This is a genomic window from Streptomyces sp. NBC_01210 (assembly GCF_036010325.1).
In the GTDB taxonomy this organism is placed as follows: domain Bacteria; phylum Actinomycetota; class Actinomycetes; order Streptomycetales; family Streptomycetaceae; genus Streptomyces.
In genome coordinates this window covers 2972036-2985732 of record NZ_CP108549.1, presented here as the reverse complement: position 1 = coordinate 2985732, position 13697 = coordinate 2972036, and the positions used below count along the sequence as shown (strand labels likewise).

Here is a 13697-nt window from a genome sequence, read left to right as displayed (position 1 = left end):
CCGTGAGTGAGGCGCGGTCGGCGGCCGCGGGTGAATAAAGCCACCGGAGCGGTCCGGGGCGCATGCGGGAGCTGGGCGGCACCGCGCCGCATCTGCACAGATCTGCAAAGCTCGATTGACCGCGCGGTTGGCGATCGGATGGCGGTCGATCAGCTCGGCGGGGGTGGGGCCGACGTAGCTCACCCCATCTGACCTGGACGGCCCGCCTCAGAGCCATCGGGTCCACCGTCGGCGCAGGGCTCTGGGCAGCGGCGGTGTGTCGGCGGGTAGCGGCGCGGTGCTGGTCCGGAGCGCCGAGTCGTCGTCGGCGGGGTCGGGATCCGGCCCCCACGCGGCCGCAAGATGCGGCGGGATATCAGGCGGTGGGGGTGTGCCGCCGCCGGGCAGCGGGATGGGTCGGATTTCGGTCTGTGGTTCGGCAGCCTGAGCGGGTTGCCCCTGGCCGGCGGTGCCGTCCGCATCGGCGCTCACGGACGGTGCGGACGCGTACCTCCAACTCGGCGGCCGCAGGATGAACGTGTCCTGGTCGTCGTCCGGCGCATTTCGGCCTGCGGAACGGCGCCGGTCGTCCCAGGCGAGAACCATCTGGGCGCGTTCGAGCGTCTCGCGCTTGACGGACGGCGGCAGCCAGTTGCCGTGCGCCAGGAGACGGGAAGCCTCGTCCTCCTCTTCCGGAGCGAGGCCGGCCAGAAGCTCGCCAACGGTCGGCCGGTCCTCCGGCGCTTTGGCCAGGCAGCGGCGCACCAGCGCGGTGACTCTGTCCGGGAGGCCGATGAGTTCCGGTTCCTCGTGGATGATGCGGTAGAGCAGAGCCATCGGCGCACCGGTCCCGAACGGACTGGTGCCCGAGGCCGCAAATGCCAGCACGCTGCCCAGCGCGAAGATGTCGCTCCACGGGCCCACCGGGCTACCGGCGACCTGCTCGGGTGACATGAAGCCCGGGGTACCGACCGCCACACCGGTACGAGTGAGCCGGCTCTCCCCGCCGTGCGTCGAGATCCCGAAGTCGATGACCCGTGGCCCGTTGATGGCGAGCAGGACGTTGGACGGTTTGAGATCCCGGTGGATCACCCCGGCGGAGTGGAATGTCTGCAGCGCGCTGAGGAGGCCCAGCCACAGCGCCAGCACCGACCGGGGCGGCAGCGGCCCGAAGGCGGTGACGGCGTCGTTCAGTGAGGGTCCCGACACGTACTGGGTGGCCATCCAGAGGCGTCCCCCTTGCGCGTCGGCATCCAGCACCTGAGCGGTGAACGGTCCGTTGACCAACGACGCCACGCGCACCTCGCGCTGAAACCGAGCGCGGAACTCGTTGTCGTCAGCGAGGAAATCGTGGATCACTTTGACCGCTGCCAGATGGCCGCTCGGCGACCTGCCGAGGTACACCTTGCCCATGCCACCGGCGCCCAGTTGTCCGATGAGCTGGTACGGGCCGATCTGCTCCGAGTCACCGGGCTTCAGGGGCAGGGGACTGCCGCCGGTCACCTCGCCGCTCCCGCAGCCGTTGTCACCGCGGCCCCCCTTGTGCCCCGTAGAAGAGCTGCGCCTTGAGCCGCCGGTCCGCCTTCCGCCGCCACCGGGCGAGGAGAACACGGTTGCCGAGGGTCTCCGGGTCGTCCGGGCCCAAGGCACGCCTGAGGTCGGGCAGCACTGTGTTGAAAAGACGCACGGCCTCACCGACGTCCCCCGCGGCCCCTGTCCAGTGCGCCACCCGCGCCCGGCTGACCAGGGTCGCGCGGTCGTCGCGGCCCAACACCCAGGCCAGGTCGTTCACGAGCAAGGCGAACATCCGTACGGCCTCTGCCGCGTCTCCCGTCTCCCCCGTCCAGTGGGCGAGCTGACCCCGGGCGAGCAGCGTCTCCCGGTCGTCCGGGCCCGCGGCCCGCCCCAGATCGGGCACAACGGCAGTGAACAGCCGCAGCGCCTGCCGGCGCCGACCTGCCGCACCCGACCACTGGGCCAGTCGCGACCGCCCCACCAGGGTGTGGCGGTCATCAGGGCCGAGTGCCCACGAGAGGTCCGGTACAAGTCCGGTGAGCAGCTTCGTCGCCTTCCTGCTGCCGCCTGCCCGGCCTGTCCACTGAGCCTGGTTGATCCGTCCGACGAAGGTCTCCCGGTCGTCGGGCCCGAGCACCCGCGAGAGATCGGGTACAAGCGCCCCGGTCAGGCCGGCCGCCGCTGCCGGGTCGCCGGCTTCACCGGTCCAGCGTGCCAGCCGGGCGCGGCCGATGAGGGTCTGACGGTCGTCGGGGCCGAGGATCTGTGTGAGGTCGGAGACAACGGCGGTGGACAGCCGCAGCGCCTCCCCGACATTGCCTGTTTCCCCGATCCAGTGGGCGAGTTGGGCGCGGCCGACGAGGGTCGCACGGTGGCTCGGTCCCAGGACGCGTGTCATATCGCTGACGGCAGCGTGGGAAAGTCGCAGCGCCTCGTCCGCGTCTCCTCCATTTCCCGTCCAGTAAGCGAGGTTGATCCGTCCGACGAGGGTCTCCCGGTCGTCCGGCCCCAGAAACCTCGTCAGGTCGGGCACCACCTCGCTCAGCAGGCGGACTGCCTCTCCGGTCTGGCCCGCCTCACCTCTGCGGTGGCCGAGGTCCCTGCGCGCCAGCAGGTCCTCGCGTGGGCCCGTGGAGGTCCCCGGGTCGGGACGGGATGCCGTAGGGCGACCGGTAGCGCGTGGAGGCCGGGCGAGAACGAGGAACTCGGCGGTATCGGTCCCGCAGTGCTGCGGTTCGGGCAGGCCCCTCGCCGGCAGAACCCGCTTGAGGTGCCGGTAGAGGGCGCCGAGGGTTACCTCGGCCGTGGGCGGTGTGGCTATTCCGTCCCGTAGGGCCAGCAGCAGCTCGCCGGTGAAGGCCGTGTGCCGCTCGCCCTCCTCGAAGCGGGCAACCTCATTTGCGGAGGCAGAGGTCAGCGTGTAGGTACCGGCAATCTCCATCTGGTCGATGAGTGGCTCGTACACCCCGGAGAGCCCTCCGGTGATGGCGCGGCCGGAGAAGCAGCAGTCCAGGATCAATACGCGATTGCGTGCCGGGCTGGCCAGGAACGCCTCCCGAATGCCCTGGAAAGGGAAGGCGGTGAACGAGGGAGCCTCGGAGTCGGAGCGGCCCAGTGCGAGATGCAATTCGCGCTTCTCACGGCCGATCAGACCATGGCCGGTGTAGTAGACGAGGAACACGTCCTCGGCCTGGCGGGCCGCCTGCAGCAGAGGCAGCCCGAGGTCCCGTGGCGTGGCCGGGTCGATCACCTCCTCGGTGTGCTCCACGGAGAAGGAACCCGGACGGCCTTCGGTGAGGAGCCGTCGCAGATCGCGGACGTTGTTCCGAGCGGCGGAGATGTCCGGCAGCCGGGGATCTTCGGGGTACTCGGCGACGCCTACCAGTACCGCGCGCGATCGGGCTGCGTCGGGTGGACGCAGCATGAGTCAGGACTCCGAATCGGCCGGCCCGCCCGGAGCAGGGGAAATGGCATCGGAGTCGGGGTGCAGTGCCGCGCGGAGGAGGTGCTCGACCTCGCCGACATCCTTGGCGTGCTGGACTGTTAACTCCGTACGGGTTCCGTCACGTTCGACCACCTTGACCCGGACGGTGCTGCGCCGCGGCTGCCTCAGGTAGACCGCGAGCGCCCTGGCCAGTGGAGTCAGGGCGCCGCCTGCCCCGACCGCGACGACCAGCGTGTCGCTCCAGGAGCCGAGATCGCCGGGACGTGGCACCGACGCGGGAACGCGGACGCGCCCGCGGAGCTGCGGTTCCTCGCTGAGCCAATCCCGGAATTCCACCAGGGTGTCCGGTCCCTCGGGACCATCGACAGCCAGCCGTGATTCCATGGCAGACCACCTCTCCGCCGCACGCCATTTCCTACGGGCCCGCGGACCGAGCCCCCCGTGTGCTGTGCCTCACACCACTGTGCCACGGCCAAGCACAGCAGGGGGGTTGGATAGGGGAGTTGCCAAGACCAGCTCCTGAGGCAGCCGGCTGACGGGTTGGTTCCCTGCTGGTGTGCCCAGACTCGGCGGGGGGCGGGGCTACCTGCCCTGCGCAGGCATGATGAGGGCGTATCGCGACGGCAGGGGAATTCGCTGCGGGGGTCTGGTCCCTTTCGCGGGCTGGAGCGATCGCTTTCGAGTCGTCCAACCGGGACGCGGTCAGGATGAGGTTGATCCCCGGGATGGTCGTCACCGCGACGCGCTTGCCACGTTCGCCGAAGACGCGTCCCCAGCTGCGGACCGGCAACGCGCCGCGCGCGACGGCGACTTGCCGCAATTGGCCATCGGCGACCTGAAGCCGGCCATCGTCACCAACATCGCCGCAGTCCTCCGCCGCAACGTATGCATCTTTCGCGTCGGTCCTGCCGTCGCCTCGGTAACCGCGGGCGGCGTGGTGAACGGTACGGTCCGGGATGTGGAGCAGCCGCTGCCGGCGGTGCAGAGCGGCCTCCTGCCCTTCGGCAACGTCGAGGACGGGCAGGGTCATCGGCGGTGGCGCGGGGCGGACAGTGCGGCGGTGAAGTCGTCCAGGGCCGCGAGGTTGTGGGCGCTGACGACGGCGTCGCAGTAGGGCAGCGCTGCAGCCATGCCGGCCACGAGCGGACGGTAGCGCGGGCTTGCCGTGCGCGGGTTGACCCATACGACGCGGTAGGCGACCCGGGACAGCCGCGCCATGTGGGTGGCGAGGTCGGCGGGCGCCCCGGTGTCCCAGCCGTCGGAGATGATGGCGACCACGGCGCCGTGCGCCATGCCGCGTCGGCCGAACCGCTCGTTGAACTCCGCCAGGCACTCGGCTATCCGGGTGCCCCCGGACCAGTCCGGGGCCGCCCGTCCGGCCCGTGCCAGGGCGTCGTCCGGCCCGGCCCGCCGGAGGGCGGGCGTGAGGCGTGTGAGCCGGGTGGCGAAGGTGAAGACCTCGGCCCGGGCGGCGCGGACGGCACAGTAGAGCAGTTGCAGCATCGCGCGGGCATAGGGCTCCATCGATCCGGAGATGTCGCAGAGCACGATGAGGTCGCGGGGGCGGGCGCGGGGCACGAAGCGGCGTAGCCGCAGCGGGTATCCGCCGGTGCGCCGGCTGACGGAGAGGGTGCGGCGCACGTCGATGCGCGCACCGTGGTGCGCGGTGCGGCGCCGGCGGGACCGCCGGGTCGGGGTGCGAAGCACAAGGGTGCGCATCACCTCGGAGAGCCGCGCCAGTTCCTCGGCGGACAGGTCCGCGAAGTCGCGGTTGGCGAGACGGTCGAGCGGACTGGCGGCGAGGGGTACGGGAGCCTCCCGCGGCTGTGCGTCGGCCTCCCGGCCGCGTCCGTCCACGGTGGCCTTCCGGGTGCCGGGGACGCGGCCGGGAACGGTGTCCGGGAGCGATCGGGCCGGGTCGCCGGGCTGCCCGCGCTGTGCTCCGCGGTCGGCCGGGCCGCCGAAGACCTCGCGGAAGACCGCGTCGAACGGCTCGATCTGCTCGCGGTCGGACACCAGGGTGGCGAGCGCGCAGTGCCGCAGCTCGCGCGTCGTCGACGGTGCCAGCAGGGTGAGCGCCCGAGCGAAGCTCCGGGTACGGTCGGGGCCCACCGCGATCCCTGCGTCGTGCAGGGCGGCGGTGAACGAGGCTGCCAGTTCCGGCAGGTCAGGCATCGGAGCCTGCCTCCGCGTCGACCAGCTCCGCCAGTCCGGCCCGGCGCACGGCCTCCAGGTCCTCGGCGTACTTGAGTACCGCCCCCAGAGTGCGGTCGGCGGCGTCGGCGTCGAGAACGGAGAGCCCCAGCGCGTGCAGCGCGCCCGCCCAGTCGATCGCCTCGGCGATGCCGGGCGGCTTGGTGAGCTCCTGCCGGGCACGCAGGCGCGCCACCCCGCGCGCCACGCGCGCGGCCAGCCACTCGGCCGACTCCGGCACCCGTCTGCGGATGATCGCGGCGACTCGTGCGGTGTCCGGGTAGTCGATCCAGTGGTAGAGGCAGCGGCGTTTGAGCGCGTCGTGCAGATCCCGGGTGCGGTTGGAGGTCAGTACGGCCACCGGCGGCACCGCAGCCGTCCGGGTACCCAGTTCGGGGATGGTGACCGCGGCATCGGCGAGCAGCTCCAGCAGAAACGCCTCGAATTCGTCGTCGGCGCGGTCCACCTCGTCGATGAGCAGCACCGCCGGCCGCGGTCCCGGGTGGCAGATCGCGGCGAGCAGCGGCCGTGGCAGCAGGTAGTCCTCGGCGAACAGGTCGGCGTCCCGCAGGGGCTCCCCGCGGGACTCGGCCAGCCGGATGGCCAGCAGTTGCCGTGGATAGTTCCACTCATAGAGGGCCTCGGCCGAGGACAGCCCCTCGTAGCACTGCAGCCGGATCAGCGGGGTGTCGAGCACGGCGGCGAGCGCGCGGGCCGCCTCGGTCTTGCCGACACCGGGCTCGCCCTCCAGCAGGATCGGCTGCCGCATGCGCACGGCCAGCAGCAGCGCCGTGGCCAGGGCGTCGTCGGCCAGGTAGCCGACGGCGTCCAGACGCGAGCGCAGGGCGGGGACGTCGGGTACGAGCGGGTCGAGGTCAGGCATGAGCGTAACGGGAGGGGTCGTCGGCGAAGGCGTGCTGGCACCCCGGCCCGCAGAAGTACACCCTGCTGCCGGCCCGGTCCAGTGAGAGGGTGGCGGGCGTGATCGCCACGGCCATGCCGCACACGGGATCCACGTCCTGGACCACGGCCTGCGGCGCGGCGGAGTCGGCTCCGGGGCGCACGGCTCGGGCCGCCTGCGGCCGCAACGCGATGATCTCGGCGTACACCGACAGCGCGATCTCTCCCGGGGTCCGCGCGCCGATGTCCAGGCCGGCCGGGGTGTGGACGTGCACGCGTTGTTCCTCGGTGAGACCCAGCCCGGCGAGCACCTCCGCGCCGCGCTTCGGACTGGCCACCAGCCCGATGTACGGGATCCCGGCGCGTGCGGCCTCGGTCAGCACGGTCTCCTCGTCGCGGCCGTGCGTGGCGATGATGATGACGTACAGATCGGGCGGCAGCGGCTCCCCGGGCGAGGCTGGTCGGGCGTCGAGGCCGAGCGCACGACCGACGTCGAGCAGAGCGCGGGCGATGGGGGCGTGTCCGTAGACGTACGCCAGCGACTGGGGGAGGTTGGCCTCCAGGAAGATGTCGAGCGTCCCACCCGACAGGCAGGGGTTGGCCACCGTGACCAGGCCTTCGCCCGGCTCCTGCGCGCCTTCGGCCCCGGTGTCCGCGGCGGGCGTGATCCTCAGCATCAGCGACTCGCCGGTCTCCAGCACCCGCAGGCCCTGCAGTTGCACCGTCGTCTCGGCGCATGTGCCGCCCACGAAGCCCTCGACGGTGCCGTCGGGCAGCACCAGCGCGCTGTCCCCGGGCTTGGCGCTCGTGGGCCGTTCCGCGTGGACGACGGTGGCCAGGACGAACGGGGTCCGGCCGTGCCGGAGCACGTCCGCGCGGGCCAGCAGTTCGGTGTTCGTCATCGCGGTGGCCTCAGGTGATCGCCAGGTCGGTGCGCAGCGGCCGGCCCTGGGCGGCCCGCCACACCGCGGCGGGCGTCAGCGGCATGTCGACATGGCGTACGCCGAGCGGCTTCAGCGCGTCGACCACGGCGTTGACCACCGCGGCGGGCGAGCCCACCGTGGCTGACTCGCCGACGCCCTTGGCTCCGATGGGGTGGTGCGGGGAGGGGGTGACGGTCTCGCCGAGCTCCCAGGACGGGCACTCGACCGAGGTGGGCAGGAGATAGTCCATGAACGATCCGCCGAGGCAGTTGCCGTCCTCGTCGAAGGCGATCACCTGCATCAGCGCCATGCCGAGGCCGTCGGCGAGTCCGCCGTGCACCTGGCCCTCGACGATCATGGGGTTGATCCGGTTGCCGCAGTCGTCCACGGCGATGAACCGGCGGACCTTCACCTGGCCGGTGTCCGCGTCCACGTCGGTGACGCATATGTATGCGCCGAAGGGGAAGGTGAGGTTCGGCGGGTTGTAGACGCAGGTCGCGTCCAACTGGCCCTCGACACCCTCGGGCAGCTCCAGGTTGGAGTGCGCCGCGAGGGCGATCTCGGTGATGGTCCTTCCCTGGTCGGGGTCTCCTGTGACGAACCAGCGGCCCTTCTCCCATTCCAGGTCGTCCGGGTTCACTTCGAGCATCGCCGAGGCCACGAGCCTCGCGCGCTCGCGCACCTTGCGGGAGACCATCGCCGCCGCCGCTCCGGACACGGGTGTCGAGCGGGAGCCGTAGGTACCGAGCCCGAACGGGGTCTGGTCGGTGTCGCCGTGCACCACCTCGACGTCCTCGGGCGGGATGCCCAGCTCCTCGGCGACGATCTGCGCGAAGGTCGTCTCGTGGCCCTGGCCCTGGGTCTGCACGGAGATCCGCAGCACCGCCTTGCCGGTCGGGTGAACGCGCAGTTCGGCACCGTCGGCCATGCCAAGACCGAGGATGTCCATGTGCTTGCGCGGGCCGGCGCCGACGGCCTCGGTGAAGAAGCTGACCCCGACTCCCATCAGCTCGCCGCGCTCGCGCTTGTCGGCCTGCTCGCTGCGCAGGTCCTCGTAGTGCGCCATGTCCATCGCCAGCCGCAGGGCCCGCGGGTAGTCGCCGGAGTCGTACTCCCACCCGGTCTGCGTCCGGTAGGGGAACTGCCCCGGTCGCAGCAGGTTGCGCATCCGCAGCTCGGCCGGGTCCGCGCCGAGCTCGGCCGCGAGCAGGTCGACCATCCGCTCGACCAGGTACACGGCCTCGGTGACGCGGAACGAGCAGGCGTAGGCGACACCGCCGGGCGCCTTGTTCGTGTAGACGCCCGTCACGGTGCAGTGCGCGGCGGCCAGGTCGTACGAGCCGGTGAAGACGCCGAAGAAGCCGGCGGGGAAGTTGGACGGTTGCGCGGTTGAGTTGAAGGCGCCGTGGTCGGCGATCACATGGACCCGCAGGGCCTGGATCTTCCCGTCCTTCGTCGCCGCGATTTCCCCGTGCATGTGGTAGTCGCGGGCGAAGGAGGTACTCATCAGGTTCTCCGAGCGGTCCTCCACCCACTTGACCGGCGCGCCGGTGACGATCGAACCGACGACCGCGCACACGTAACCGGGGTAGATGCCGACCTTGTTTCCGAAGCCGCCCCCGATGTCCGGGGAGATGATCCGGATTTTGTGCTCCGGGATGCCGGACACCATTGCGTAGAGCGTGCGGTGTGCGTGCGGGGCCTGGGTGGTGGACCACACCGTCAGCTTCCCGGTGATGGCGTCCATGTCCGCCACGGTGCCGCAGGTCTCCAGTGGCGCCGGGTGCACCCGCGGGTACAGCATGTCCTGCTCCACCACGACGTCGGCGGCTGAGAAGACCTCGTCGGTGCGCTCCTTGTCGCCCGCCGACCAGTCGAAGATGTGGTTGTCGGTCTGCTGTTCCTTGTCGTCGCGGATCACCGGCGCGTCCGGGTCGAGCGCCCGGCGGGCGTCCACGACCGGCGGCAGCGGTTCGTATTCCACGTCGATCAGTTCAAGGGCGTCCCGGGCGGCGTAACGGTCCTCGGCGACGACGAAGGCGACCTCCTGGCCCTGGAAGCGCACCTTGTCGGTGGCCAGCACCGCCTGAGTGTCGTGCGAGAGCGTGGGCATCCAGGCCAGCCCGAGACCGGCCAGGGTCTCCCCGGTGATCACGGCCTTGACCTTCGGGTGCGCCTCGGCGGCGCTGGTGTCGACGGACACGATCCGGCCGTGCGCCAGCGGGCTGCGCAGGACGGCGCCGTGCAGCATCCCGGGGAGCTTGACGTCGTCGACGTAGGTCCCGTGGCCGCGGACGAACCTCGCGTCCTCCTTGCGGGGCATGCGTCCGAAGCCGACCGGCCGTTCCTCGGTGGTCGTCATGTCCGCACCTCCTCGCGGCCGGGCGTCTTCTCGGTGCCCGCATCGGCGGTCCGCGCCCCGCCTTCGTGCTCGGCGGCCCAGCGGATGGAGCGCACGATGTTCTCGTAACCGGTGCAACGGCACACTTGTCCGGAGATGGCCTTGCGGATGTCGTCCTCGGACGGATCCGCGTTGTGGTCGAGCAGCCAGCGGGCGGTCATCATCATCCCCGGCGTGCAGAAGCCGCACTGCAGCCCGTGGCAGGCGACGAATCCCTTCTGCACCGGGTCGAGTTCGGCCCCGTGCGCCAAGCCCTCGACGGTCCGCACCTCATGGCCGTCGGCCATCACCGCGAGCACGGTGCAGGACTTCACCGGTGCACCGTCCAACCAGACGGCGCACACCCCGCAGTTGGAGGTGTCGCAGCCCCAGTGGGTGCCGGTGAGCCCGAGTTCGTCGCGCAGGAAGTGCACCAGCAGCAGCCTGGGCTCCACGTCCCTCGTGTGCTGCTCGCCGTTCACGTTCACGGTGATCCGCATGTCACGCCTCCTGCCCCTGGGCGCGGGCGGCCGCGGCGCGCAGCGCCCTCGCGGTGAGCTCCCCGGCCAGATGCCGCTTGTAGTCGACCGGGCCGCGCTGATCGGCTGTCGGCTTGCACTCCTGCGAGGCGATCCTGCCCGCCTCGACGAAGCCCTCGTCGTCCGGCCGTCTGCCGCGCAGGAAGTCCTCGGCCCGCTCGGCCACGAACCGTGGGGCACCCACTGCGGTCAGCCCGATCCCGGCCTCGGTGATGACCCCGTCGGACATCTCCAGCACCGCTCCTGCGGCGACGACCGCCCAGTCGCCGACCCGGCGCTCGACCTTGCGGTAGGCGCTGGCGTGCGAGCGGATGGGCACTCGGATTTCTACCAGAAGCTCCGCTTCGTCCAGCGCGGTCTCGTACGGCCCGAGGAAGAACTCCCTGATCCCGATGGTGCGCCTGCCGCCGGGGCCTTGGGCGACAAGGGTCGCCCGCAGTGCCGAGAACGCCGCGGACAGGTCCTCCGACGGATCGGCCTGGCACAGCGAGCCGCCCACGGTGCCGCGGTTGCGTACGAGCGGATCGGCGATGACCCGTTCCGCGTCCCGCAGGATGGGGAAGTGCTCGCCGACGACCGGCGAGGCGAGCAGCTCCGCGTGGCGGACCATCGCTCCGACGGACAGTTCGTGCCCGTCCACCCGGATCAACGCCAGCTCGCCGAGGCCGTTGATATCGATCAGGGCTTCGGGCTGGGCCAGCCGCAGCTTCATCATCGGCAGCAGGCTGTGTCCGCCCGCCACCACCCGGGCCTCGGGGCCGTACCGTGTGAGCAGCTCGATCGCCTGCTCGAGGCTGGTGGCCGTCTCGTACTGGAAGGCAGCTGGAACCTGCATCGGGCCCTCCTGGAATGCCGTCCCCGTTGTGCATTGATGCTGCGCTCTTCCTCACCGGCCATGCAATGGGTCGATAAGCATTCACTTATCCCTCTAAACGCGGGAAAATCGGATAGTGACCGTCACACAGCTCAGCACCTTCGTGCTGGTTGCCCGGCTCGGTTCGGTGGGAGCCGCCGCGCGGACTCTGGACGTGAGCGAGTCCGCGGTGTCGCAGGCGCTCACCGCGCTGCGCACCCACTTCGGCGATCCGCTCATCCGGCGCACCGGCGGCGGTGGGATGCGTCTGACGCCCGCGGGGGCGCGGCTGCTGCCGATTGCGTCGCGGATGGTCGCGCTGAGCGCGGATACCGAGGCGGCAGTGCGGGCGGCGCGGGGTGCGCCCGACGAGTTGCGGGTCGTCGCCACGAGCACGCTGGCCGAGTTTGTGCTCCCGTCGCTCGTGGAGGCCTTCGACGGCCGCTCGGGGCGCAGGACCGAGACCTCGTTCGGGGTGGCCGCCGGCAACGAGATACGTGTGCTGGTGGAGAACCGGCTGGCCGACGTCGCCCTCGGGCCGTATCTTGGCGCCGTCCGCAGGGGCGAACTGGTCAGCGAGCCGCTGTTCCGCACCCAGCTGGTCGTGGTGACCGGCGCCAGGTCGCCGAGGCCGCCCGGTCCGCCGCCGCAGTGGTCGTGGCTGGTCGATTCCTCCGGAACCGATCCAGACGCGGACTCCGGGCGGCTGCTGCGTCGGCTCGGTGTGGCCGAGGGGCACGTGTGGGTCTTCCCCAACCAGGCCGCGACCTGGGCGGCCGCCGCCGAGGGCGCGGGGGTGGCACCAGCGTTGGCCCATCTGGTGTCGCCCCGCATCCGGCGTGACGAGCTGCGCATGCTGGAGACCCCAGCCACTCCGTCGGACGCCACGTGGCACGCCACCGTCCTGCAGCCCGAACACCGTTCCCTGGCCACCGACGCGTTCCTGCACTTCCTGCACACCCCCGCAGCGACCCGCATCATGCGCGCGCCCGGCGCGGGCGTCCCGCCCTCCCAGTTCCGGCCGCCGGTGTACGTCACGCTCTGGGGCCGGTGAGAGAGAGCAGGCTTCCCCCGTAGCGGCGGGCCCGGCTTGTGCTTTCGAGGGCCGGTCCGGCGAGCTGACCACGGCGGAACGCGAGGAGCTCCAGCGGCTGCGCAGGCAGAACGCCGAGCAGGCCCGGACGATTGAGGTGCTGCGAAAAGCCGCGGTGTTCTTCCGAAGGAGCACACGCCCCCTGGGGACGTCCAGGGGACGTCTGCACCGGATCGGGTAGCACCGACAAAGGACTCCAGGCGGCTGGCCACATGCTTGCGGCGGCAGGATTTGTGCACTGACGTAGCGGCTGCACGCAGCCGCGTGATCCCGGCATCCCGTGTGGCTTCCCAGTCCGAGCGGCCTTCGCTCGCGCGTGAACGCGTGACACCGCCTGATTCCCGACCGCCGCTTCGCGCCGTTCAGGGCCGCTGGGCTGTCTCGCCGCGGGTGCGCTCGTATTCGGCCTGGTCCAGGATCTGCCAGGCGGCCTGGCCGATGGCGAGGACACCGCGGGCCGGCAGGGGCACGCCACCGATCCGCGGATTCTCCTGCAGTTGAACGGGGCGTCCGAGGTCTGCGCCATCCAGCGTGGCTCGTGAGGCGTCGATGAAGTACATCTGCTGCGGCATCAGCGTTCCGGGGTGGCCGCTCGGCATCACGCCGGTCATCTCCAGGCGGCCCATCCCCAGCGCCCGTGCCAATCGCTCGCGCGCCCCCACCAGAGCTCGGGGACGCCATGTCGCCAGCGGCAGCGCCACGCTGACGTGGTTCAGCAACCCGAGGAGTCGGGTCACGGAGGCAGTGAGAGTCCAGTTCAGAGAGGGTGAATCCATCGTCACCCTCAGGGAGGCCGGGGCCGTCCACGTGAGACCGATCCGGGCGTGGCCCGTGTGATCGCAGGCCGCGCCGTAATACCTCGGGCATGCCGTGTCGAGTCGCTCCCCGTCGACGTAGATCGACCACCTGCCGCTCTGGTCACGATGCCACACCGTGCGATAGGGACCGAAGGAGCTCTCCGGAAACACGCGCAGCGCGAGCACGTGGCCGGAGTCGAAAGGCAGCCCGAACACGCCCCAACCCTTGGCGTACTCGTGGTTCGGCCAGGGGGCCCGTCCCCGTCCCGCCGGGATCCCCGACAACTTGGACGACAAATCGAGCATCTGCGCCACCTCGTTTCGGACAGCTCCGGCCCTGCACCCAGAATGCCAGCAACTGACCGGCTGGACACTGTGGGACGACCTGGTCCATCTCCTCGGCACCGCGCTCTTCGCCACGTGGCCTCCCAGGCCCGCCGGCGAAGGCACTCCGCGGGACTTCTCAACTCCCGTATGGTGCCGGGCAGTAGGTCGGCCGCACCCTGACTGCGCCCGAGGGCCGTTCACCCTCCCCAAGAGCGGTGTCTCGGAGCCCGGTCCCAGCGCCTTGCTTACCCCC

Annotated in this window: 11 protein-coding genes; 1 reads left to right on the top strand and 10 read right to left on the bottom strand. The window is 71.1% G+C overall.

Annotated features, from left to right (window positions below; all coding sequences use genetic code 11):
- Positions 1-207: 207 nt before the first annotated feature.
- The 9 genes from OG735_RS13510 to OG735_RS13470 all read right to left on the bottom strand — a co-directional run bounded on the left by OG735_RS13510 (position 208) and on the right by OG735_RS13470 (position 11209).
- Positions 208-1482: a serine/threonine-protein kinase gene (locus tag OG735_RS13510; RefSeq protein ID WP_327323420.1), complete on the bottom strand. Its 1275-nt coding sequence runs from the start codon at positions 1480-1482 to the stop codon at positions 208-210.
- 22 nt (positions 1483-1504) lie between these two features.
- Positions 1505-3418, bottom strand: coding sequence for a caspase, EACC1-associated type (locus tag OG735_RS13505; protein ID WP_327323419.1), 1914 nt, complete (start codon positions 3416-3418; stop codon positions 1505-1507).
- A 3-nt stretch (positions 3419-3421) separates the two neighbouring features.
- On the bottom strand, positions 3422-3823 hold the full coding sequence (locus tag OG735_RS13500; RefSeq protein WP_327323418.1) for an effector-associated constant component EACC1: 402 nt from the start codon (positions 3821-3823) through the stop codon (positions 3422-3424).
- A gap of 642 nt (positions 3824-4465) precedes the next feature.
- Positions 4466-5614, bottom strand: coding sequence for a vWA domain-containing protein (locus OG735_RS13495; protein ID WP_327323417.1), 1149 nt, complete (start codon positions 5612-5614; stop codon positions 4466-4468).
- On the bottom strand, positions 5607-6515 hold the full coding sequence (locus OG735_RS13490) for an AAA family ATPase (protein WP_327323416.1): 909 nt from the start codon (positions 6513-6515) through the stop codon (positions 5607-5609). The genes OG735_RS13495 and OG735_RS13490 overlap by 8 nt, the downstream gene beginning before the upstream one ends.
- On the bottom strand, positions 6508-7434 hold the full coding sequence (locus tag OG735_RS13485; RefSeq protein WP_327323415.1) for an XdhC family protein: 927 nt from the start codon (positions 7432-7434) through the stop codon (positions 6508-6510). Before OG735_RS13485 ends, OG735_RS13490 begins: the two co-directional genes overlap by 8 nt.
- A gap of 10 nt (positions 7435-7444) precedes the next feature.
- Positions 7445-9817 carry an aerobic carbon-monoxide dehydrogenase large subunit gene (locus OG735_RS13480; protein ID WP_327323413.1) on the bottom strand — a complete coding sequence of 791 codons (2373 nt, stop codon included), beginning with the start codon at positions 9815-9817 and terminating at the stop codon, positions 7445-7447.
- Entirely contained in the window at positions 9814-10335 is a 522-nt protein-coding gene (locus tag OG735_RS13475; protein ID WP_327323412.1) for a (2Fe-2S)-binding protein, read from the bottom strand. The genes OG735_RS13480 and OG735_RS13475 overlap by 4 nt, the downstream gene beginning before the upstream one ends.
- A 1-nt stretch (position 10336) precedes the next feature.
- A complete protein-coding gene (locus OG735_RS13470; RefSeq protein WP_327323411.1) occupies positions 10337-11209 on the bottom strand; it encodes an FAD binding domain-containing protein in 873 nt (290 codons plus the stop codon).
- A gap of 115 nt (positions 11210-11324) precedes the next feature.
- Between OG735_RS13470 and OG735_RS13465 the strand changes: the two genes are divergently transcribed.
- Positions 11325-12281: a LysR family transcriptional regulator gene (locus tag OG735_RS13465; protein ID WP_327323410.1), complete on the top strand. Its 957-nt coding sequence runs from the start codon at positions 11325-11327 to the stop codon at positions 12279-12281.
- Between the two features lie 401 nt (positions 12282-12682).
- Here OG735_RS13465 and OG735_RS13460 read toward each other — a convergent pair whose 3' ends face one another.
- Positions 12683-13423 carry a hypothetical protein gene (locus tag OG735_RS13460; protein WP_327323409.1) on the bottom strand — a complete coding sequence of 247 codons (741 nt, stop codon included), beginning with the start codon at positions 13421-13423 and terminating at the stop codon, positions 12683-12685.
- Positions 13424-13697: the final 274 nt, after the last annotated feature.